We start from the raw sequence: 20,034 nt of genomic DNA on the forward strand, positions 1-20,034 counted from the left end.
GTCCTCCGTTGCTGGGGAGCTGAGCCGCAGTGTAGAACGTGCCGGCGCCTTTGCGGGAATCGGGTGCCGTCAGGCCAGCACCGCCACCGCCTTGATCTGCGCCCAGAGGGTCTGCCCCGGCGCCAACTGGAGCTGGTCCCGTGAGTAACGGGTGATCCGCGCCAGCAACGGCGTGCCCGCAGCCTCCAGCCGGACCAGCACATGGGCGCTGTTGTCGGCGGGGATTTCCCCGGTGACGGTCACCGGCAACCGATTGAGGATGCTGCTGTGCTCGCCCGGCTGGCGGCTGAGACTGACGTCCCGGGCCTGGATCTTGAAGCGCAGGCGCTTGCCCGTCGCCAGCGGCGCATGGGCCACGCGTACGCTCAGCAGGCTGTCGGGCAATTGCAGGGTCAGCAGTTGATATTCGGCGTCGTAGGCACTGACCACGCCCTCGATCACCACGCCGGCGTCATCGCCCAGGGCCATGGGCAGGTCGAGGCGTGCCAGGGTTTCGCCGATGGGACCGCTGGCCAGGGCCCGGCCGGCGCTGAGCAGGACGATATGGTCGGCCAGGCGTGCCACCTCGTCCTGGGAGTGACTGACGTAGAGCACCGGGATATCCAGCTCATCATGCAGGCGTTCGAGGTAGGGCAGGATCTCGCTCTTGCGCTGGCTGTCGAGCGCCGCCAGGGGTTCGTCCATCAGCAGCAGTTGCGGGCTGGTGAGCAGGGCCCGGGCAATGCCGATGCGTTGGCGTTCGCCGCCGGACAGGTGCTGCGGGTGGCGGTCGAGCAAATGCCCGATGCCGAGCAAGCCGGTGGCGTGGGCCATGTCGACCCGGCGTTGTTCACGGGGAATGCGGCGTAGGCCGAACTCCAGGTTGGCGCGCACTGACAGGTGGGCGAACAGGCTGGCTTCCTGGAACACATAACCCAGGGCGCGTTTATGTGGCGGGACGAACAGCTTGCGCGTGCTGTCCTGCCAGACCTGGTCGTTGATCCGGATAAACGCCTCGGGGGCTTTTTCCAGGCCGGCGATGCAGCGCAGGCAGGTGGTCTTGCCCGAGCCCGAGTGTCCGTACAGGGCGGTGACGCCACGGCCGGGCAGTTGCAGGTCGAGGTCCAGGGCAAAGTCCGGGTAACTCAGGCGCAGGCGAACCTGTATCGAGGCGTCCATGGCTCAACTCCAGCCCATTTTGGTCTTGCGGCTCGAGTACAGCGCCAGCAACACGATGAAGGAGAACACCAGCATGGCGCCAGCCAGCCAGTGGGCCTGGAGGTATTCCATGGCCTCGACGTGGTCGTAGATCTGCACCGAGACCACCCGGGTCTTTTCCGGGATGTTGCCGCCGATCATCAGCACCACGCCGAATTCGCCGACGGTGTGGGCAAAGCCGAGGATCGCGGCGGTGATAAAGCCTGGTCGTGCCAGGGGCAGGACCACGCTGAAGAAAGTGTCCCAGGGGTTGGCGCGCAGGGTCGCCGCCACCTCCAGTGGGCGCGTGCCGATGGCACTGAAGGCATTTTGCAGCGGTTGCACCACAAACGGCATCGAGTAGATCACCGAGCCGATCACCAGCCCGGTGAAGCTGAACGTGAGGGTGCCCAGCCCGATGGACTGGGTGAACTGACCGATAAAGCCGTGGGGACCGAAGGCGATCAGCAGGTAGAAACCGATCACCGTCGGCGGCAGTACCAGCGGCAGTGCCACCACCGCACCGACCGGCCCGCGCAACCAGGAGGAGGTGCGGGCCAGCCAGAGCGCAATCGGAGTGCCGATCAGCAACAGGATCAGCGTGACCAGGGACGCCAGTTTCAGGGTCAGCCAGATCGCGGCGAAATCAGCACTCGTGAGCGGCATTTAGAGCTGGTAGCCGTAGGACTTGATGATGGCGGCGGCTTTCGGGCCCTTCAGGTACTCGACCAGCGCCTTGGCGGCGGCGTTGTCCTTGCCCTTGGCCAGGATCACCGCGTCCTGCTTGATGGCGTCATGCATGTCGGCCGGGACAATCCACGCCGAACCGCTGGTGACCTTGCCGTCCTTGTAGATCTGCGACAGTGCGACAAAACCCAGCTCGGCATTGCCGGTGGAGACGAACTGGTAGGCCTGGGTAATGTTCTGGCCGGTGACCAGCTTGTCCTTGACCTTGTCGGTCAGGCCGAGCTTGGCCAGGACCTGGGTGGCGGCCAGGCCGTAAGGCGCGGCTTTCGGGTCGGCGATGGACAGATGCTGGTACTGGTTGTCCTTGAGCACCTGGCCTTTGGCGTCGATGTAACCGTCCTTGGCCGACCACAGGGCCAGGGTGCCGGTGGCGTAGGTGAAGCGCGAGCCGGCAACGATGTCGCCTTCTTTTTCCAGCTTGGCCGGGGTGCTGTCGTCGGCGGCGAGGAACACTTCGAACGGGGCGCCGTTCTTGATCTGGGTGTAGAACTGGCCGGTGGCGCCGTAGGCCGCGATCAACTTGTGGCCGGTGTCTTTTTCGAAATCGGCGGCAATGGCCTGGATCGGTGCGGTGAAGTTGGCCGCGACCGCCACCTGGACTTCAGCGGCCTGGGCCGTACTGAAAGCAAACACGCTGAGCAGCGCGGCCAGGCAAGTCGGGGCAAAGCGTGAGGCACGAATGGTCATGAAGCGGCTCCGTTCAAAGGTTGGGGACAGGCAAATGCGCCGCTTGTTATAAGAAGAGTGCGGCGCTGAGAGGGGTGAATCGCTATATACCCGAATATATAGCGATTTTATTCCCGTGGCGAGTGAGCCTGCTGCGGGTGCCTTTGTAGGAGCCAGCTTGCTGGCGATGAGGCCCATGAGCCCTGCATCGTCCGATCCGCCGCCATCGCCAGCAAGCCGGCTCCTACAGAGGGGATCAATGTCGGGCCAGGATCGCCTGGGCCTGTTCCGCCAACTGCCGGGTCAAGGCCTCGGCCGGCAACTCCACGCCCAGGCGCAATGCCTGGCCCGACCAGAGGTTGCTGAAGTCCGCCTCGCCCTTGGCCCGTAGCGGCAGCAGTGCACCGCCGGCCAGGGGAAACGCCGGCGCCATGTCGCTGATCGGCCCCAGTTCGCGCATCGCCCGGTTCATGATGCCCCGCGCCGGCCGGCCGGTGAACAGGTTGGTCAGGGCCGTCTCGCTTTCCTTCGCCGTGCGCAGCGCCTGGTGATGGGAGGCCGAGACCTTGGCTTCCGGCGTGAACAGGTAGGCCGTCCCCAGTTGTACCGCCGAGGCCCCGAGCATAAAGGCCGCCGCGATGCCGCGGCCGTCGCCGATACCGCCGGCGGCAATCACCGGAACATCCACCGCATCGGCGATCTGCGGCACCAGGGCGATGGTCCCGACCTGGGTGTTGAGGTCGTTGCTGAGGAAAATACCGCGATGGCCGCCGGCTTCGTTGCCCATGGCGATAATGACGTGGCAGCCACGCTCTTCCAGCCAGCGCGCTTCATCCACGGTGGTGGCGCAACCGACGATGCTTGCCCCGGTGGCTTTCACCCGGTTGAGCAGGGCCTCGGGCGGCAGGCCGAAGTGGAAACTGACGATCTCCGGGCGCAGTTCTTCCACCAGTTGGCAGCTGGTTTCATCGAAAGGCGCACGGCTGGAGACCGGTGTCGGGGCATTGAAATCCACGCCCAGTTCACGGTAGTAGGGCGCCAGGCGCTCCTTCCAGCGTTTCTCCCGCTCCGGGTCCGGGGCTGGCGGTTGATGGCAGAAGAAGTTGATGTTCAAGGGCGCCTGGGTCGCACTGCGAAACACCTGCACTTCCTGGCGGATCTGCTCCGGGGTCAGCATCGCGCAGGGCAGTGACGCGAGGCCGCCGGCCTTGGCGACGCCGATCATCATGGCGGATGTGGTCGCCCCGGCCAGCGGCCCTTGGATGATCGGGAGTTCGATGCCGAACAGGTCAAGAATACGGGTGTCAGGCCAGGTGCTCATGACGACTTTTCTCCGGGGCAGATAAAAGGATAACGACGAGAACAGGACAGGTTTGTATCAGGAATACTGTCCGCAAGGCCAGTCGCCTTATTGATTTGAATGCTTAAAAAGAGTGACCCCCGGTGACGGCGCCGTGGAATCCACCTAAAGTTGCCGTACTTCAAAACACCCTCCCAGGAGCACGATTCAGATGGATGTGAAACGCGTAGAAGTAGCGACTTTCCAGGTGTCCGGGCCGCAAGTCCGCACCCGCAATCAGGATGAACAGCAAGCCCGGACGGCCAGGATCGGCGGTCTGTGGGGCGGCTTTTACGCAGAGGGGCTGGCGCAGCGCATCAGTACCCGGCAGCCGGACTCGCTGGTATACGGCGTTTATTCCAACTACGAGTCCGATGCCAGCGGTTATTTCGATGTGACGGCAGCCGTGGCGGTCAGCGCGCCGGCGCCCGGCTATGAAACGCTGCAGGTGCAGGCCGGTCCCTACCTGGTTTTCGAGGGACGTGGCGCCATGCCGCAAACCGTGATTGAAACCTGGGGGCGGATCTGGTCCTACTTCGAAGCGCATCCCGGGCAGCGTCGTTTCGCCACGGATTTCGAAGCCTATACCGGGCCTGACAGCGTGGCGGTGTATATCGGTGTCGTTGAGTGAGGCACCGTTACGTCTTTGGTCGTATGTATTTTGTAGGCGATCGGTCTATATTGTGTCCATGACTTCGATAACCCCTGCACCGCGCAAGCCTGGCCGTCCGCCGAAGATCCCCCGGGAGAACCTGCAAACCCGCGAGATGCTGATTCGTTGCGGCACCGAGATCCTCACCGAGCAAGGCTTCATGGCCACGGGTATCGATACGGTGCTCAAGCGGGTAGGGGTGCCCAAGGGCTCGTTCTATCACTACTTCGACAGCAAGGAAGCGTTTGGCCAGGCTGTACTGGAGCATTACGCCGGGTATTTTGCCCGCAAGCTCGACCGCTGGCTGCTGGACGCGTCCTTGTCTCCGTTGCAACGCTTGCGCGGTTTTGTCGATGAGGCCAAGGCCGGCATGGCGCGGCATGAGTTTCGACGCGGCTGCCTGGTGGGCAACCTCGGACAGGAAGTGACGCTGTTGCCGGACAGTTACCGCGGGCAGTTGGAGGCGGTGTTTCGTAGCTGGGAGCTGCGCCTGTCCCGCTGTTTGCAAGCGGCGAAAGACGCGGGCGAGTTGTCGGCGCAGGCGGATTGCGAGGCGTTGGCGAGTTTTTTCTGGATAGGTTGGGAGGGCGCGGTGTTGCGCGCCCGCCTGGTGCGCAGCGATGCGCCGCTGGAAATCTTCATGCAGGGGTTTGTGCGCGGTCTGGCACGTTGATTTTTTTGGGTCTATTTCTAGACGGTCGGTCTAAATTGGAGGCAAGCATGTTCAACGGCATCTTGATTGAAAAGGACGAAGACGGTTACCGGGCCAACCTGGCAACCCTCAGCGAGGCGCAGTTGCCGGAAGGCGATGTGACGGTGCGGGTGGCCTACAGCACCCTGAACTTCAAGGACGGCTTGGCGATCACCGGTTCCAGTCCGGTGGTCCGGCGCTTTCCGATGGTGCCGGGCATCGATCTGGTGGGGACAGTGGAGCAGAGCAGCCATGCCGATTATCAGCTCGGCGACGCGGTATTGCTCAATGGCTGGGGCGTCGGCGAGGGGCATTGGGGCGGCCTGGCGCAGAAAGCCCGGCTCAACGGTGACTGGTTGATCCCGCTACCGAAGGGCTTCACGGCGGCGCAGAGCATGGCCATCGGCACCGCGGGTTTTACCGCCATGCTCAGTATCCTGGCCCTGGAACGCAACGGCCTGACACCCGATCAGGGCGATGTGCTGGTGACTGGAGCCAACGGCGGCGTCGGCAGTTTTGCCGTGGCGTTGCTGGCGCGGTTGGGCTATCGGGTGGTGGCGTCCACGGGACGTACCGCCGAGCATGCTTACCTGCAACAACTGGGCGCCGCCGAGATCATCGATCGCGAGAGCCTGTCACAGCCGGGCAAGCCCCTGGCAAAAGAGCGCTGGGCGGCCGCCATCGATTCCGTGGGCAGTCATACCCTGGCCAATGTCTGCGCCGGTATTCAGGCCAATGGCACGGTAGCCGCTTGCGGCCTGGCCCAGGGCATGGATTTTCCGGCTTCGGTGGCGCCGTTCATTCTGCGTGGGGTGACCTTGGCCGGGATCAACAGCGTGACCCAACCCAGGTCGCAGCGGATTGTCGCCTGGGATCGCCTGGCAAAGGATCTCGACCTTGAGCTGTTGGCGCTGATCAGCCAGGAAGTCAGCTTGAGCGAAGCGCTGGAGATTGCGCCGCGATTGCTTGCCGGGCAGGTGCGCGGTCGGGTGGTGGTGGACGTCAACCGCTGAGGTGCAGGCGGCTATCCTGCCGTGCGCAAGGTGAAGTTGAGGCGTTCGGCACCCAGTTGCGGGTGATGGCCTTCCTTGATGGGTAGCACGCCATGAAAGCGCAGTCGGTCGACGCCGCCCCACACCACGATATCGCCGTGAAACAGCGGGATGCGCTGGGTCTTTTCGCTGCGCTGGTGGCCGCCAAACAGAAAGATCGCTGGCAGGCCCAGTGAGACCGAGACCACGGGCGCGTCGAAATCGCGTTCGTTGCGGTCCTGGTGCAGGGACATTTTCGCCCCTGGCAGGTAGCGATTGATCAGGCAGGCATCGGGGACGAATGTGGCAAAGCCCGCCGCCTGGGCGGCCTCCTGCGCCAGTTGCCGGAACACCTCGGGCATTGCTGGCCAGGGCCGGCCGCTCTGCGGGTCGATGCGGGTGTAACGGTAGCCGTCACGGTCGGTGGTCCAGCCCAGTGCGCCACAACTGCTGAGGCTGGCGGACATGGTGAAACCGCCCGGGGTGACCATTTGTCGAAACGGTGCCTGTAGCAGCACCTCGGCCAGGGCCGGCAGCAGGCGCTCGACCCAGGGCAGGGCGAAACCGCGCAGCACGCAGGATTGCGCGCCGATGGATTCGAGGCGTTCGGGTTGCTGCAGGTCGGCTTCGGCAAACAGGTCGAGGGTCATGGCAGGCGTTGGGCGGCGTGGTCTTACAGCGCCTTGCTGGCTTTCACGTCGCTGATCACATCGTCACTGTCGCCATGAATGGCTTTCAGCGCGGCCAGGGCTTGTTCGTCGCTGCCGTTTTCCAGTTGGGCGAATTCGAAGCGACGCTCACCGTTGAGCTTGTATTTGATGACGTACTTGGTAGTGGGTGTGGTGTTCACGGCGATTCCAGTAACGAGGAGATGGACAGCGTTCGCGATTCAGCGCAGTTTCGAGCTGGAGCGACGAATGATGCGAATCGAGTGCGTCAGGTTGGGCTTGCGGGTGACGCTGATGGCGCGCTTGGTCACCACGGTATCAATGGTGATGTTCCAGAAACCGGTGCTCGGGATGGTGATTTTCGCCGGAAAGGTATCAAAGGCGCCGCCGTGGTAGGTGTGACGACCGCCATTCTTGAAGCTGCGAAAGTTGGCGTCGTTCATCAGGCGGATGTTGCACGTCTGGGAGCATTCGATCACGACGATGTCGTCTTCGTTGAGGTGCTCGCGCTGGTGGATGAATTTCAAGGGCGTCTCCAGAAGGCTTTTTCTACAAAATCAAAAAGATAGCATGTGGCACGGGGTGTTTTTAGCGCGGTAGCGGATTTATTCGACCGTCAGGGTTCCCAGTCTGACGGATTGTGTAGGCTTGTCGCCATAAAAGTTGGATTAAATCCTTGGACTCGGGAGAAAAATCGCCCGGATGCTGTCCTACCGTCTTTATTGGAGATTTGCTTATGAAGTGGGGTGTGTGGGTGTTGGTTGCTCTGGCCATGGGCGGGTGTGCGAGCGTATCGGACATCGAGCAGTCACCGCCGACGATGAGCGTGATCTCGGGCAAGAGGCCCATGGCTTATGCCCAGTGCTTCGATACGCGGCTGACCAAGGACCGCGGGCCTTCGTTGATCGAGCCGTATCACAAGGACGGGGTCAAGGTGGTTGTGCGTGACCGCTTCTCTACCAGCCCGTCGGCGGTGCTGATTATCGAAGAGCGCTCCAGCGGCAGCAGCATCAAGGTCTTCGAGAGCATGTCGAACTTCCCGTTGCGCTCCAAGGCTGTACTCAATGCTGCGGAACACTGTATTTCAGGCTGAACCGGCCCTGGCAGTGCCAGCGCTTACTTGCATTTGACGATCACTGTACGGCTTTTGAAGTTACCCACGTCGACGCCCAGGGTCTTGTCGCTTTCCTTGGGCGAGGGGGTGCCGTCGGTGCCGACGATGGTGTAGCCGGTGCCGGCACAGGAGGCATCGGCCTTCTCGTAGCACTTGGCCCAGGACATGGCTTCGCCGGAACAGTCGATGGCCAGGCCCTGCTGGCCGTTGTCCAGATATGTTTTGGACGCGGTGGCGCAGCCGCCAAGGGCCAGTAGAGCGGTCAATGCCAGGAACTTGTTCATGCCGGCTTCAGTCCTTGTTGCCACGCCGCTTTGCGGCGGGGGCGGGGGTATCTTCGAACACCGAGGCCACTTCAATGGCCAGGGCTTCGCTCGGGAACGGACCGGCAACCGGCTCGCCGTCGGCACCGGTCAGCCACCATTGGCCGTCTTTTGCTTGATTGATCAGGTAACCGTTCACGTTCTTTGCTGCCGACATCGATCTGTCTCATGGTCTGAGGAAAGTCGCTGATGATAGCTCAGATCAAGGCATAAGCCGTCAATAGCGGCTAGAGTTGATGGCCGATGCGTAAAGACCGACGATGGCTCCGGTCGCCGAGTGCCGGGTGTAGCAATATTTGACACAATCCCGGAACTATCTGTCGTCATATTTCTCTAGATTGACGTCAGTTCGCTATCAGCCGGGCATTGTAAGGTGGCCGCCGCCTGATTAGACTGCGCCGAAACTTGTACACACCGCCCTTTCAAGGACTTATATGATCAAGAAATGCTTGTTCCCAGCAGCCGGTTACGGTACTCGCTTCCTCCCAGCGACTAAAGCCATGCCCAAGGAAATGCTGCCGGTGGTGAACAAGCCACTGATCCAGTACGGCGTCGAGGAAGCGCTGGATGCCGGCCTGACCGAGATTTCGATCGTGACCGGTCGCGGCAAGCGCGCGCTGGAAGACCACTTCGACATCAGCTACGAGTTGGAAAACCAGATCAAGGGCACCGACAAGGAAAAATACCTGGTCGGTATCCGCAAGCTGCTGGACGAGTGCTCGTTCTCCTACACCCGTCAGACCGAAATGAAAGGCCTGGGTCACGCGATCCTGACCGGCCGTCCATTGATCGGTGACGAACCCTTCGCCGTGGTACTGGCGGACGACCTGTGCGTCAACCTCGAAGGCGACGGCGTCCTGACCCAGATGGTCAAGCTGTACAAACAGTATCGCTGCACCATCGTCGCGATCCAGGAAGTCGATCCCCAGGAAACCAACAAGTACGGCGTGATCGCAGGCGACCTGATCGGCGACGACCTGTACCGCGTGCGCAACATGGTCGAGAAGCCGAAGCCGGAAGATGCCCCGTCGAACCTGGCGATCATCGGTCGTTACATCCTGACCCCGGACATCTTCGCCCTGATCGAGCAGACCGAGCCAGGCAAGGGCGGCGAGATCCAGATCACCGACGCCCTGATGAAACAGGCCCAGGACGGTTGCGTGATTGCCTACAAGTTCAAAGGTCAGCGTTTCGATTGCGGTGGCGCCGAAGGCTACATCGAAGCGACCAACTTCTGCTTTGAGCACTTCTACAAGACTGGCAAGGCTTACTGAGTCAGCCTGCTGTTGTAGAAAACGCTTCGTAGAAAGAAAGCCATCCTCCGGGGTGGCTTTTTCGTTTGTGCGCCCTCATGTATCCAGGCACTGACCCAGAAGGCTACAGCGGTTATGCTGTGCGCCTGCCGAGGAGATTGAAATGGCCTACGATTTTGACCTGTTTGTAATTGGCGCCGGTTCCGGCGGTGTGCGTGCTGCACGGTTTGCTGCGGGCTTTGGTGCCAAGGTGGCGGTGGTCGAAAGCCGCTACCTGGGCGGGACCTGCGTCAACGTCGGCTGCGTGCCGAAAAAACTGCTGGTGTACGGCGCGCATTTCGCCGAGGACTTCGAGCAGGCCCAGGGTTTTGGCTGGTCGTTGGGTGAGGCGAACTTTGACTGGGCGACCCTGATCGCCAACAAGGACAAGGAAATTCACCGCCTCAATGGCATCTACCGCAACTTGCTGGTCAACAGTGGCGTGACGCTGCTTGAAGGCCACGGCAAGCTGGTGGACCCACACCAGGTCGAAGTCAATGGTCAACGCTACAGCGCCAAGCACATCCTGATCGCCACCGGCGGCTGGCCGCAGATTCCGGATATCCCTGGTAAAGAACACGCCATCAGTTCCAATGAGGCCTTCTTCCTCAAGGAACTGCCCAAGCGCATCCTGGTGGTCGGTGGTGGCTACATTGCCGTCGAGTTCGCCGGGATCTTCCACGGCCTGGGCGCCGATACCCAACTGCTGTATCGCGGCGACCTGTTCCTGCGCGGTTTCGACGGTGCGGTGCGCCGTCACCTGCAGGAAGAGCTGACCAAGCGCGGCCTGGCCCTGAACTTCAACGCCGATATCGAGCGCATCGAAAAACAGGCCGATGGCAGCCTCAAGGCCACCCTCAAGGACGGTCGCGAGTTGGAAGCCGATTGCATCTTCTACGCCACCGGTCGACGTCCGATGCTGGACAACCTGGGCCTGGAAAACACCGGGGTGAAGCTGGACAAGAACGGCTTTATCCAGGTCGACGAGCAATACCAGACCAGCGAGCCGTCGATCCTCGCCCTGGGCGATGTCATTGGCCGTGTGCAACTGACCCCGGTGGCCCTGGCCGAAGGCATGGCGGTGGCCCGTCGTCTGTTCAAGCCTGAACAGTATCGTCCGGTGGACTACGCGATGATTCCGACGGCGGTCTTCAGCCTGCCGAATATCGGCACCGTCGGCCTGAGCGAAGAGCAGGCGCGGGAGCAGGGCCACGAGGTACAGGTCTTCGAAAGCCGTTTCCGGCCGATGAAGCTGACCCTGACCGAGTGCCAGGAGCGGACCCTGATGAAGCTGGTGGTGGACGCCAAGACCGACAAGGTGCTGGGTTGCCATATGGTCGGGCCGGATGCCGGGGAAATCGTCCAGGGTTTGGCGATTGCCTTGAAAGCCGGTGCCACCAAGCAGCATTTCGACGAAACCATCGGCGTGCACCCGACGGCGGCCGAAGAGTTCGTCACCATGCGCACGCCGGTTGCTGGCTGATCCATGGCTCTGGCCGCACCCCCGGACCTGAGCGACACCGACAGGCCGGTCCAGCCTTTGGCCCGGACCTACCCGCGGGGCTTGTTTATCGAGCCCCATGCCCATGTCTGGGGCCAGGTGCTTTATGCGATGTCGGGGGTGATGTGGGTCGAGACGCCCCACGAAGCCCTGGCGGTCCCGCCGCAGCGCGCGGTGTGGCTGCCGCCTGGCGTGCCCCATGGGATCCGGGTGGTGTCGGACCTGCAGATGCGCAATATCTACCTGCGTCCAGCCTTGGCTGAAACCCTGGAAAGCACGGTCCAGGTGATCGAGGTCGGCGGCTTGCTGCGTGAGTTGATCGTGCATCTGGTGGCGTTGGCCGAAGATCCCCAGGGCGAGTATTACGACGCCTTGGTCAACCTGGCGTTGCTGGAGCTCAAGCAGGCGCGGCGAGCGTTTCTGAAAGTGCCGATGCCGTCGGACAGTGATCGCCGGCTGATGAACCTGTGCCAGGCGGTCATGGGCGCGCCATCGTTGGACATCTCTTTCGAAGAGCACGCGCAATCGGCAGGGGCCAGCGTGCGGACCCTGGCGCGGCTGTTCCAGAACGAGTTGGGCATGGGCTTCGCCGAATGGCGGCGCCAGGTGCAGCTGGCAACGGCGGTGGCGGAACTGATCCAGGGTGTGCCGGTGAGCCGGATTGCCCGGGAGCTGGGCTACTCGCCGAGCAGCTTCAGTGACATGTTCCGGCGTGCCTTGGGGGTTGCCCCGTCCCACTATCCGGCGAGCTGACCGAGCTCCTCCCTGTAGGAGCTGGCTTGCCAGCGATGAGGCCCTTGAACCTGGCGGCGTTTTTACTGACGTCATCGCCAGCAAGCCGGCTCCCACGGGCCCGTGCCTCACCGTAAAATACCGCCAGGCCCAGGTCCGTGTGTGAGCAGCCGATAGCCGCTGGTTTGGCCGAAATTCAGAAGCCTTTGGCCGACGCCCCCGCTTTACCGGTCATAGACTCTGGGCATTCCTTCACCGAGCCCGGAGTTCGCCATGAGCTACCTTATCTCTCTCGCCATCGGTATCGCCGTCGGCCTGCTTTACGGCGGGCTCGACTTCCGCTCCCCGGCGCCGCCCGCCGTGGCCCTGGTCGGCCTGTTGGGCATGCAACTGGGCGAAAAAGCCTGGCCCCTGGGCAAGCAATTGGTCGCCGGCTGGCTGTCCTGAATCCTGCTGTTTCTTTCCCTGACTGGATGCGTACTTTATGAAAGCCCTGCAATTTGCGAAAACCGGTGATCTCTCGGCCCTGCAACTGGTCGACGTTCCCACCCCTGTGCCTGCTGCCGGAGAAGTCCTGGTGCAGATCAAGGCGGCCGGCCTGAACCCCAGCGACGTGAAAAACGTGCTGGGGCGTTTCTCCTACACCACCTTGCCACGGATTCCCGGCCGGGACTTCGCTGGCGTCGTCATCGAAGGCCCGCAATCGCTGCTCGGCCAGGAAGTCTGGGGCACCGGCAAGGAGCTGGGTTTTAGCGGCGACGGTTCCCATGCGCAATACCTGACCTTGTCCGCCAGCGGCGTGGCGATCAAACCGACGCACTTGAGCTTTGCCCAGGCCGCCAGTCTCGGCGTACCGTTCACCACCGCCTGGGATGCCCTGGAGCGCAGCCTGGTGAATGCCGACACGCGCTTGCTGGTGATCGGTGCCAACGGCGCCGTGGGGAGCGCCGCCTTGGCCCTGGCGAAGATCCGTGGGGCGCGGGTGCTGGGTGCGGTACGTCGTGTCGAGCAGGTCAAGGCGCTTCAGGACAAGGGCTTCGATGCCATTCAACTGGACAAGCCGGAAGACCTGGCGGCGGCGGTCAACGGCGTATTTCCTGGCGGTGCCGACGTGATCTTCGACACCACCGGCTTCTGGTTGCCGGCGGCAGTAACGGCCCTGGCGCCATTCGGTCGGATCGCCATCATCGCCGCGCCGGTGGACGGCCATGTGCAACTGCCGGCCCTGGCCCTGTATCGCAAGGGTGGTTCGGTGGTCGGTATCAACTCGTTGCTCTACGGCACCGAGGCCTGCGCGCGGATGCTCGATCAGTTCGGCCGTTTCTTCGATGAAGGCTTGCTGGAACTGCCGACAGGGTTGCTGGAGTCGCCGCTGTCCGAGGGCCTGGCACGTTATGCCGAGGTCAACCAGGGCGGTAGTGACAAGGTGATCCTGCTGCCCTGAGCCAACCCCCAGGTCCTGGACCTGTGGTGAGCGGGATTGCTCGCTCACCACACATCGCTGATTTGAGCTACAACTGTCTTGCTCACTCAAGGAGACGACTCAATGTTCGCGCACTGGACCCTGGCAGCACTCCATCTTCTGGCGTTCGGTATCGCCCTGGCGGCGGTACTCGGACGCGGCGGGGCCCTGCGTCGCCTCAGCGGCACCAGCCCGGCCGAGCTGCGGCAGGTGTTCGTCTGGGACAACCTCTGGGGCATCAGTGCCGGTGTCCTGCTGATCACCGGTGGCCTGCGTGCTTTCGCTGGTTTCGAGAAAGGCACGGACTACTACCTGCACCAGCCGCTGTTCCACCTCAAGCTGACCCTGTTCGTGATTATCCTGCTGCTGGAACTGTCGCCGATGATCAGCTTGATCAAGTGGCGTATCGCCCAGAAGAAGGGCTCGACCATCGATATCGGCCGTGCCCGACTGTTTGCCCGGATCAGCCATATCGAAGCGCTGTTGATCATGCTGATGGTGATTGCCGCCAGCGGCATGGCCCGGGGATTCCTGGCCGGGTAGGGCACTATCAGGGCTGCAGGCGCAAACTCGCCCGGATGCCGTTGACCACCGGCTCCACGCTCTTATAACCGTCTGCGGAACCGGCATAGAGCAGGGAATAGGCCTTGCCGTCGCGAGCCGCAGCCACCAGGGTCTGGGTCATCACGTGGCCGCCGTTCTGGGTGATGGTGCAGGTGGTTTCCACGGCCGCCATGCTGCCCAGGGTGCTGTCGTGAATCCGGTTGCAGACACTCATGAAACCGCGCTCGACGAAGTTCTTCTGCACCGCTTTGCGCATCTCCAGCAACACGCCGGGGAGGTTGACTTCGTGGCCGGGATTGAGCGCCGACTCGGTCAACTCCATGACCATCAGCGGGTCACCGTTGGCATCGTTCTTCACCGCACGCTGGCGCAGGCCGCTGATCACTTCACCGGCGGCATTCTGGGCCGGCGGCAAGGTCTGTACCTCCCAGTCACCGGGCCAGGTGATCATCAGGTCGTCAGCCAGGGCCGATGGGCCGACCAGCAGGAGGAGAAGGGCGGTGAAGCAGGCACGAGATTGCACGGAGATCATGGGCAGGCACTGAACTGGAGAGGCTGGAATGAATTGTTACAGTGTATCAATACTCGTAGCGTTTCGGCATTAACTGGCACGTCGCCTGCCAAATTTATGCCTGAAACTGACGCCATTGCCACCGCTTGTCATGAACCAGGTGGTCAGCCTCGGAGAATCATGCTGCACCTGACAACCCGGCAAACTCGCTCAGTGTCCTGCGTTATCACAACAACAAAATTTCGCCATTACCCAGGCGTTCCGCAAACCAGTCGACTGGCCGAAACACTCACGCGGCGGGGCCAACATCCAGCAGGCAACGCAGCAGCGCTGTCTAGAAGCCCATTCGGCGATCCAAATCGTAGCGCTGCGCCCTGAATCCTTCTTGCTCATAAAGTCGTAGATGGCGATTTTTTGATACTACACGTCGAATTGGCGGGAGCGGCGAAGCGCTGATGACGATTATTGTTTTCGCACAAAAGCAGGAAACAATAATCATGCAACCGTTAACCAAAAGAATAGACAGTCACGTCCATTTCTATACGTCGGAAGATCTTCGTCGAGTGGCCGGTTCACTGCCTTATAAGTTACCTGAGCCGCATCCGTTGACGGCTTATCTGGATAGATTGATCGATGCCGGAGTTGCGCCGACGCTCATCAATAATGTCCATCTGAGTATCTTGCCCGATTCAGAAAACGTGTTTGCGTCCTTTGCGGAACTCAAGAACCTTCAGGCAACAGATCCGCTGCGCTATGGGGACTTCAAACTGGTGGGCACCATCAAGGCGGAGCCTTCTTATGCCACCCGGGAGCGTCTTTCCTGCCCGCAGGTGATTGGCGCTCGAATCGTCCTGCATGATGCCAGGCCTGAAACGGTTTCTGATACCAGGTTCAGTGATGGGCCATGGTCGGCGTTTTATGAGCGCTTGCTCCCGCACCAGCATCTGCACATTTATGCGCAGGAGGCCGAGACGAATTTACGCGTATTGCGCCAGATTCCTCGCAATGTGCGGGTCATCATCGATCATCTGGGCACCTGTCACGGCGAACGTGACATTACCGAACCGGCTTACCTCGCACTCCTCGCTGAAGCCAGAGAGCGAGGCAACGTGTGGTTCAAAGGCCCTGGTTATCGCACCTCTGTTCATCCCGGGGAAGCCGCTCGTTTCGTCACGCAGATTGTAGGTGCGGTCGGCGCGGACAAGATTCTTCTGGACGCCACTGATGCACCTCATGTCGGTACTGACAACCAGGGTGTGGCGTATTCCGATTTGTTTGATTTGAACAAGGTTTTTAACTTTGTTGATGCCGTTGCAGAACAGGTATCTAAAGAAACCCGAATTCCGGTTGACCAACTTCTCCGAGGAGCATTTGGCCAATTGGTAAGTTGATCTGTGCCCACGTTCCAACCTCGAGAACTCTAGCAATGACGAACATTACGACAAAAGAAATCAACTTCACCGTTAAATACAACGATGAAACCCTGAGCCTCAAAGGCACGGTATTTCAGCCGGAACAACCAGACGCTGCGTTGCAAAAACTGCCACCGATCATTTTCAACTCTGGCTTCACCGGTGGGGTGACGATGTACGGCCAGCTGTTCGGTCGCGCCCTGGCAGCCCTTGGTTATCGCGTCATGACCTACGATGTAGCGGGATTTTTCTCTAACAAGCACATCCGCAATACGCTTGAGTCGGGCGACAAGGTCATCACCAACGTCATCCTCGAAGACCAGAAAGATGAAGTGCTCGGTGCCGTTGAGTGGGCGCGCGTGAACTTTGGTGAGATGCCGGTGGTTGCGTCGTGGGCGATGGGCTCGGTGGCAAGCCTCGGCGCGGTGGCCGAACTGGCTGCTGCAGGCGGTGAACAGATCCGCTTCTGGGTGCCGATGAGCTACACCAACATCCGCAAGCTGCAAGCGTTGCGTGCAGACAAGGATGCGGCTGACGCCGCCATTCAGAAGCTCGCGGATGACGCGCCGATCCCTCCGTTCGATACAGGAACCGATGCGACCCGCCTCGGCTACTACCCACTGGATCCTGAAACCCAGGCTTACGTTGATCAGCAATTGGGCGGCTACACCGAAGCGGGTGGCGCGGACCGTTGGCCGGGCTGCACCCACGTGACGGCGAAGTCCTATAAATCCTATGTGGCGTACGACCCCGAGCAGTTCATCGAAGGGGCAAAAGGCTTCCCACCTGCGCTGATTGTCCACGGTGTCGACAACACGTTGCACATGCCGTCAGAGTCTGTGCGTCTGCACCAGAACTATCCGGGTGATGCAGGCCCGAGCGCGCTGATCATTTCGCACATGCAGCATGGCCAGCAGAATCAGGTCGACAACCCGGTGTTCAAGTCGATGATCCAGAGCATTGATGAGGCCATCCGCGCACGCGGCTGATCCGTCAGGCATTATCCTGTGAGGCCTCGTACACTGAGGTCTCGCAGCCAGGCCTTGACATCGCGAGTCCAAAACCACTGCCTCGGGCTGGCCTAAGCTGTTCTTTTGAACGGCTGAACCACCCTGACAAGGATTTGGCGATGACCGACCCCAGTGAATCAGCGACGAATGTGAAGAGCGAGACAACCAAGCGCATCGGGCTGCTGATCCTCTCTCAGTTCTCCATGATGGCCCTGGCCGGTGCCAGCGAGCCTTTGCGGGCGGCCAACCGGTTGTCCGGCAAAACGCTCTATGAGTGGACCCTGCTGACGGAGTCGGGTGGAGCGGTCAGCTCCAGCAGCGGTATCGAAATCCAGACCGTGCCGGTTGATCAGGCGCCGGAGTTGGACCGCATTTTTGTCTTGGCGAGCCTGGACATCGAACATCAAAAACCACCGAAAATGCTGCGTTTCTTACAGCGTGCGGCGTCCCGCGGGATAACCGTTGGCGCGCTGAGCACCGGTACGTTCATCCTTGCACGCGCCGGATTACTGGAAGGTAAGCGCTGCACCTTGCACTGGGAGTCCATCGGTCAGTTTTCGGAGGAGTTCCCCACGATCGAGGTCTCCAAGGAGCTATACGTCAACCATGGCAACCGCTGGACCTGTGCTGGGGGGACGGCGGCCATTGATCTCATGTTGGCGCAGATTGCGCTTGATTTCGGCAACCAGCTGGCCTCGAGCATCGCCGAGCAATTCTTGCACGCCAGGATAAGGGCGCCGGAAGAGCATCAGCGGATGTCGATTCAGTGGCGGTTCGGGATTCACGATCGCAGGCTGACGGCAGCCATCGCCGTCATGGAGAACAATCTGGAGAGTCTCGTCGGCATCGAAGAAATCGCCGACCGCTGCAATCTGTCCCATCGTCAACTAGAGCGGTTGTGGCATCAGCACTTCGGCATGACACCGAAGAAATTTTATCTGGAACTCAGGCTGAACGAAGCACGCCGGTTGCTGCGTGAAAGCACTCAGCCCATCGCGTCCATTGCCTACAGCTGCGGATTCGTCTCAGCGTCACATTTGGGCGCTGCCTACCGTCGGATGTGGGGAGGCACGCCCGGCGAAGAACGGCGGAAATTTGATGATGCACATTCCTGAGTGCACTCACTCAGTGTGTGGGGCGATGAACGCTGATCCCCTGAAAAACCTCTGAGTCGATCCTCCCGGTAAAACCGCATAGCAAGCTAATGACTGGTCCGACAGGCGGTACGCCCTGGCACACCTGGGTCATTTAGCGATCCTGCAGACTTCTTTCTTCAATCGACCCTTCACCTTGCGTTGCACGCTGGCATGTCGCACGACGTCGATTTTTTGATAGAAATCGTCGGACCCAAAGCTCAGGGGGGCAGCGGTAGCGCTGTAATGTTTCCTACATGGCCGGCGTTCAATTCCAGATGTGCTGCCGACAATAACAACAATGACGTACAGAAGGCATAACACATGGAAACCTTGAGTTTCATTCTGGAAAACGGCGGGCTGATCAGTCGGCTACTCGGGCAGCACCTGCTCATCGTGGCGGTAGCGGTGGGATTGGCGATTCTGACCGGCGTGCCGGTCGGGATTGCGATATCCCAGCACCCCAGAACGCGCCGTTGGGTCCTGGCCTTCGCCGCTGTCCTGATGACCATTCCCTCGGCTGCGCTGTTCGGGCTGATGATTCCGGCGCTGTCGCTGATTGGCTATGGGATCGGCGTCGTGCCAGCGGTCATTGCGCTGTTTCTCTACTCCCAGTTGCCCATCATTCGAAATACCACCACCGCGATTTCCAACATCGACCCGGCGTTGCGCGAAGCGGCGATAGGCATGGGGATGTCGACCTGGCAACGGCTGCGCAAGGTTGAGTTGCCGATTGCAGTGCCGTTGATTATGGCGGGCGTCAGGATGGCGACTGTGATCAACATCGGTATCGCGGCGATCGCGGCCTACATCGGCGCGGGTGGCCTGGGCAGTCTCATCATTCGCGGCATCGCGCAATCGGATACCCGGCAGCTGCTGGCCGGCGCGATCGTCATCAGTGTGATTGCCATTGCGGCCGATTACGCGCTGTACGGCTTGCAGCGTGTCCTGACGCCAAAAGGCTTGAACAAGAACAAAGTGGCCACTGGCCGAATGAAGGAAGCGACGACGTGATCCAGATCGAAAATTTAAACAAGAAATTCGGCTCAATCACTGCCGTGGAAGATGTCTCATTCAACGTTGAAGAGGGGCAGATCTGCGTACTGCTTGGGCCATCGGGTTGCGGTAAAACCACGACACTGAAAATGATCAACCGACTGATCACGCCGACCTCGGGCACGATCCGAATCGGTGGTCGGGACACGTCCGAGCTGGACAGCGTAACCCTCAAGCGCTCCATCGGCTATGTGATCCAGCAAGTCGGCTTGTTCCCGAACATGACCGTTGAGGAAAACATCTGCGTCGTCCCCAATCTGCTGGGATGGGATAAGACCAAGAGCCGCAAGCGCGCTGCGGAGTTGTTGGAAGTGGTGGCGTTGGACCCGTCAAAATTCCTCAAGCGCTACCCATGCGAACTGTCGGGTGGTCAACAGCAGCGCGTAGGCGTGGCCCGTGCGTTGGCAGCGGACCCGCCCGTGATGCTGATGGACGAGCCGTTTGGCGCGATCGACCCGATCAATCGCGAAGTGATTCAGGACGAATTCATGCGCATCCAGCGGCTCGTCAACAAGACCGTGCTGTTTGTCAGTCACGACATCGATGAAGCGGTGAAAATGGCGGACTGCGTTGCGCTGTTCCACAACGGAAAAATCCAGCAATTGGGCAGCCCGGATGATTTGCTGGCTCGGCCCAACAGCGAGTTCGTGGCGAACTTCATGGGCGCTGACCGGATCATGAAACGCTTGCGTCTGCTGCGCGCGGCTGACGTCGCCAGTAACGTCCTGCCACGGGAGCATATTCAGATCGTTGGCGGCAACAGCGGTGTTACGTCGCATACGCACCTGATCGTCCAGTCTGGGGATGATCTGCGTCAGGTTCTTTCGCAACTGTTGGGACGCGGTCAGGACTGGGCCGTCTGCAACGACAACAACGGACGCTTTATCGGCTATGTCCATCAGGCTGACATCCTGGCGCGACTTGTTGAAAACATTACTCCGGTGGTGCACTGAC

Annotated in this window: 25 protein-coding genes; 15 read left to right on the forward strand and 10 right to left on the reverse strand. The window is 60.9% G+C overall.

Annotated features, from left to right (window positions below; genetic code table 11):
- Positions 1-69: 69 nt before the first annotated feature.
- The 4 genes from modC to HX866_RS26455 all read right to left on the reverse strand — a co-directional run bounded on the left by modC (position 70) and on the right by HX866_RS26455 (position 3,910).
- Positions 70-1,158, reverse strand: coding sequence for a molybdenum ABC transporter ATP-binding protein (gene modC, locus HX866_RS26440; protein ID WP_177140698.1), 1,089 nt, complete (start codon positions 1,156-1,158; stop codon positions 70-72).
- Positions 1,159-1,161: 3 nt separating this feature from the next.
- A complete protein-coding gene (gene modB, locus HX866_RS26445) occupies positions 1,162-1,842 on the reverse strand; it encodes a molybdate ABC transporter permease subunit (RefSeq protein ID WP_177140699.1) in 681 nt (226 codons plus the stop codon).
- Positions 1,843-2,610 (reverse strand): molybdate ABC transporter substrate-binding protein, encoded by a 768-nt coding sequence (modA, locus tag HX866_RS26450; protein WP_177097324.1) that lies wholly within the window; start codon positions 2,608-2,610, stop codon positions 1,843-1,845.
- Positions 2,611-2,845: 235 nt separating this feature from the next.
- Positions 2,846-3,910, reverse strand: a complete 1,065-nt coding sequence (locus HX866_RS26455) for an NAD(P)H-dependent flavin oxidoreductase (protein WP_177140700.1) — start codon at positions 3,908-3,910, stop codon at positions 2,846-2,848.
- A gap of 190 nt (positions 3,911-4,100) precedes the next feature.
- Between HX866_RS26455 and HX866_RS26460 the strand changes: the two genes are divergently transcribed.
- The 3 genes from HX866_RS26460 to acuI are packed head-to-tail and all read left to right on the forward strand — an operon-like array spanning position 4,101 to position 6,284.
- On the forward strand, positions 4,101-4,559 hold the full coding sequence (locus HX866_RS26460; RefSeq protein ID WP_177097320.1) for a GyrI-like domain-containing protein: 459 nt from the start codon (positions 4,101-4,103) through the stop codon (positions 4,557-4,559).
- Positions 4,560-4,617: 58 nt separating this feature from the next.
- Positions 4,618-5,253: an acrylate utilization transcriptional regulator AcuR gene (gene acuR, locus HX866_RS26465; protein ID WP_177140701.1), complete on the forward strand. Its 636-nt coding sequence runs from the start codon at positions 4,618-4,620 to the stop codon at positions 5,251-5,253.
- Between the two features lie 47 nt (positions 5,254-5,300).
- Entirely contained in the window at positions 5,301-6,284 is a 984-nt protein-coding gene (gene acuI / locus HX866_RS26470; protein ID WP_177140702.1) for an acrylyl-CoA reductase (NADPH), read from the forward strand.
- 11 nt (positions 6,285-6,295) lie between these two features.
- Here acuI and alkB read toward each other — a convergent pair whose 3' ends face one another.
- The 3 genes from alkB to HX866_RS26485 are packed head-to-tail and all read right to left on the reverse strand — an operon-like array spanning position 6,296 to position 7,497.
- Complete coding sequence (gene alkB / locus HX866_RS26475) at positions 6,296-6,952, reverse strand: DNA oxidative demethylase AlkB (protein ID WP_177104428.1); 657 nt, start codon at positions 6,950-6,952, stop codon at positions 6,296-6,298.
- Positions 6,953-6,975: 23 nt separating this feature from the next.
- Complete coding sequence (locus HX866_RS26480; RefSeq protein ID WP_164886180.1) at positions 6,976-7,152, reverse strand: hypothetical protein; 177 nt, start codon at positions 7,150-7,152, stop codon at positions 6,976-6,978.
- Between the two features lie 39 nt (positions 7,153-7,191).
- The gene (locus HX866_RS26485; protein WP_100943791.1) at positions 7,192-7,497 is read right to left on the reverse strand and encodes a DUF1883 domain-containing protein; all 306 of its coding nucleotides are present in this window, start codon (positions 7,495-7,497) and stop codon (positions 7,192-7,194) included.
- A gap of 209 nt (positions 7,498-7,706) precedes the next feature.
- Between HX866_RS26485 and HX866_RS26490 the strand changes: the two genes are divergently transcribed.
- Complete coding sequence (locus HX866_RS26490; RefSeq protein ID WP_177097312.1) at positions 7,707-8,063, forward strand: hypothetical protein; 357 nt, start codon at positions 7,707-7,709, stop codon at positions 8,061-8,063.
- A gap of 23 nt (positions 8,064-8,086) precedes the next feature.
- Here HX866_RS26490 and HX866_RS26495 read toward each other — a convergent pair whose 3' ends face one another.
- Entirely contained in the window at positions 8,087-8,368 is a 282-nt protein-coding gene (locus tag HX866_RS26495; RefSeq protein ID WP_177097310.1) for a hypothetical protein, read from the reverse strand.
- Positions 8,369-8,375: 7 nt separating this feature from the next.
- Positions 8,376-8,564 (reverse strand): hypothetical protein, encoded by a 189-nt coding sequence (locus tag HX866_RS26500; protein WP_177097308.1) that lies wholly within the window; start codon positions 8,562-8,564, stop codon positions 8,376-8,378.
- 277 nt (positions 8,565-8,841) lie between these two features.
- On the opposite strand from HX866_RS26500, the gene galU reads away from it, so the two are divergent.
- From galU to HX866_RS26530, 6 genes are all read left to right on the forward strand, one after another.
- Positions 8,842-9,681 carry a UTP--glucose-1-phosphate uridylyltransferase GalU gene (gene galU / locus HX866_RS26505; protein ID WP_177097306.1) on the forward strand — a complete coding sequence of 280 codons (840 nt, stop codon included), beginning with the start codon at positions 8,842-8,844 and terminating at the stop codon, positions 9,679-9,681.
- Positions 9,682-9,823: 142 nt separating this feature from the next.
- The gene (gorA, locus tag HX866_RS26510; RefSeq protein WP_177104430.1) at positions 9,824-11,182 is read left to right on the forward strand and encodes a glutathione-disulfide reductase; all 1,359 of its coding nucleotides are present in this window, start codon (positions 9,824-9,826) and stop codon (positions 11,180-11,182) included.
- 3 nt (positions 11,183-11,185) lie between these two features.
- Complete coding sequence (locus HX866_RS26515) at positions 11,186-11,953, forward strand: AraC family transcriptional regulator (RefSeq protein ID WP_177123823.1); 768 nt, start codon at positions 11,186-11,188, stop codon at positions 11,951-11,953.
- A 252-nt stretch (positions 11,954-12,205) separates the two neighbouring features.
- The gene (locus tag HX866_RS26520) at positions 12,206-12,379 is read left to right on the forward strand and encodes a DUF1427 family protein (protein WP_084615061.1); all 174 of its coding nucleotides are present in this window, start codon (positions 12,206-12,208) and stop codon (positions 12,377-12,379) included.
- Positions 12,380-12,416: 37 nt separating this feature from the next.
- Positions 12,417-13,376 (forward strand): quinone oxidoreductase family protein, encoded by a 960-nt coding sequence (locus tag HX866_RS26525; protein ID WP_177097300.1) that lies wholly within the window; start codon positions 12,417-12,419, stop codon positions 13,374-13,376.
- A 102-nt stretch (positions 13,377-13,478) separates the two neighbouring features.
- A complete protein-coding gene (locus tag HX866_RS26530; RefSeq protein ID WP_177104436.1) occupies positions 13,479-13,937 on the forward strand; it encodes a DUF2214 family protein in 459 nt (152 codons plus the stop codon).
- Between the two features lie 7 nt (positions 13,938-13,944).
- Here HX866_RS26530 and HX866_RS26535 read toward each other — a convergent pair whose 3' ends face one another.
- Positions 13,945-14,490: a DUF4946 domain-containing protein gene (locus tag HX866_RS26535; protein ID WP_177097297.1), complete on the reverse strand. Its 546-nt coding sequence runs from the start codon at positions 14,488-14,490 to the stop codon at positions 13,945-13,947.
- A gap of 434 nt (positions 14,491-14,924) precedes the next feature.
- Between HX866_RS26535 and HX866_RS26540 the strand changes: the two genes are divergently transcribed.
- The 5 genes from HX866_RS26540 to HX866_RS26560 all read left to right on the forward strand — a co-directional run bounded on the left by HX866_RS26540 (position 14,925) and on the right by HX866_RS26560 (position 20,033).
- Entirely contained in the window at positions 14,925-15,860 is a 936-nt protein-coding gene (locus tag HX866_RS26540) for an amidohydrolase family protein (protein WP_256345010.1), read from the forward strand.
- 35 nt (positions 15,861-15,895) lie between these two features.
- Positions 15,896-16,870, forward strand: a complete 975-nt coding sequence (locus tag HX866_RS26545) for an alpha/beta hydrolase (RefSeq protein ID WP_177104440.1) — start codon at positions 15,896-15,898, stop codon at positions 16,868-16,870.
- A gap of 140 nt (positions 16,871-17,010) precedes the next feature.
- A complete protein-coding gene (locus HX866_RS26550) occupies positions 17,011-18,006 on the forward strand; it encodes a GlxA family transcriptional regulator (protein WP_177140703.1) in 996 nt (331 codons plus the stop codon).
- Between the two features lie 342 nt (positions 18,007-18,348).
- A complete protein-coding gene (locus tag HX866_RS26555; protein WP_177097291.1) occupies positions 18,349-19,038 on the forward strand; it encodes an ABC transporter permease in 690 nt (229 codons plus the stop codon).
- Positions 19,035-20,033, forward strand: a complete 999-nt coding sequence (locus tag HX866_RS26560; protein ID WP_177140704.1) for an ABC transporter ATP-binding protein — start codon at positions 19,035-19,037, stop codon at positions 20,031-20,033. Before HX866_RS26555 ends, HX866_RS26560 begins: the two co-directional genes overlap by 4 nt.
- The last annotated feature ends 1 nt before the right edge of the window (position 20,034 follow it).

The organism is Pseudomonas gingeri (assembly GCF_013386165.1).
GTDB classification, from domain to species: Bacteria; Pseudomonadota; Gammaproteobacteria; order Pseudomonadales; family Pseudomonadaceae; genus Aquipseudomonas; species Aquipseudomonas gingeri_C.

Excerpts from the sequence above, each read along its gene's own strand:
- HX866_RS26525 (WP_177097300.1), top strand. The coding sequence starts at position 12,417 with ATGAAAGCCCTGCAATTTGCGAAAACCGGTGATCTCTCGGCCCTGCAA.
- HX866_RS26460 (WP_177097320.1), top strand. The coding sequence starts at position 4,101 with ATGGATGTGAAACGCGTAGAAGTAGCGACTTTCCAGGTGTCCGGGCCG.
- HX866_RS26535 (WP_177097297.1), bottom strand. The coding sequence starts at position 14,490 with ATGATCTCCGTGCAATCTCGTGCCTGCTTCACCGCCCTTCTCCTCCTG.
- galU (WP_177097306.1), top strand. The coding sequence starts at position 8,842 with ATGATCAAGAAATGCTTGTTCCCAGCAGCCGGTTACGGTACTCGCTTC.
- HX866_RS26540 (WP_256345010.1), top strand. The coding sequence starts at position 14,925 with ATGACGATTATTGTTTTCGCACAAAAGCAGGAAACAATAATCATGCAA.
- HX866_RS26500 (WP_177097308.1), bottom strand. The coding sequence starts at position 8,564 with ATGTCGGCAGCAAAGAACGTGAACGGTTACCTGATCAATCAAGCAAAA.
- acuR (WP_177140701.1), top strand. The coding sequence starts at position 4,618 with ATGACTTCGATAACCCCTGCACCGCGCAAGCCTGGCCGTCCGCCGAAG.
- HX866_RS26515 (WP_177123823.1), top strand. The coding sequence starts at position 11,186 with ATGGCTCTGGCCGCACCCCCGGACCTGAGCGACACCGACAGGCCGGTC.
- modA (WP_177097324.1), bottom strand. The coding sequence starts at position 2,610 with ATGACCATTCGTGCCTCACGCTTTGCCCCGACTTGCCTGGCCGCGCTG.
- HX866_RS26555 (WP_177097291.1), top strand. The coding sequence starts at position 18,349 with ATGGAAACCTTGAGTTTCATTCTGGAAAACGGCGGGCTGATCAGTCGG.
- gorA (WP_177104430.1), top strand. The coding sequence starts at position 9,824 with ATGGCCTACGATTTTGACCTGTTTGTAATTGGCGCCGGTTCCGGCGGT.
- acuI (WP_177140702.1), top strand. The coding sequence starts at position 5,301 with ATGTTCAACGGCATCTTGATTGAAAAGGACGAAGACGGTTACCGGGCC.
- HX866_RS26530 (WP_177104436.1), top strand. The coding sequence starts at position 13,479 with ATGTTCGCGCACTGGACCCTGGCAGCACTCCATCTTCTGGCGTTCGGT.
- alkB (WP_177104428.1), bottom strand. The coding sequence starts at position 6,952 with ATGACCCTCGACCTGTTTGCCGAAGCCGACCTGCAGCAACCCGAACGC.
- HX866_RS26455 (WP_177140700.1), bottom strand. The coding sequence starts at position 3,910 with ATGAGCACCTGGCCTGACACCCGTATTCTTGACCTGTTCGGCATCGAA.
- HX866_RS26545 (WP_177104440.1), top strand. The coding sequence starts at position 15,896 with ATGACGAACATTACGACAAAAGAAATCAACTTCACCGTTAAATACAAC.
- HX866_RS26495 (WP_177097310.1), bottom strand. The coding sequence starts at position 8,368 with ATGAACAAGTTCCTGGCATTGACCGCTCTACTGGCCCTTGGCGGCTGC.
- modB (WP_177140699.1), bottom strand. The coding sequence starts at position 1,842 with ATGCCGCTCACGAGTGCTGATTTCGCCGCGATCTGGCTGACCCTGAAA.
- HX866_RS26550 (WP_177140703.1), top strand. The coding sequence starts at position 17,011 with ATGACCGACCCCAGTGAATCAGCGACGAATGTGAAGAGCGAGACAACC.
- modC (WP_177140698.1), bottom strand. The coding sequence starts at position 1,158 with ATGGACGCCTCGATACAGGTTCGCCTGCGCCTGAGTTACCCGGACTTT.
- HX866_RS26490 (WP_177097312.1), top strand. The coding sequence starts at position 7,707 with ATGAAGTGGGGTGTGTGGGTGTTGGTTGCTCTGGCCATGGGCGGGTGT.
- HX866_RS26520 (WP_084615061.1), top strand. The coding sequence starts at position 12,206 with ATGAGCTACCTTATCTCTCTCGCCATCGGTATCGCCGTCGGCCTGCTT.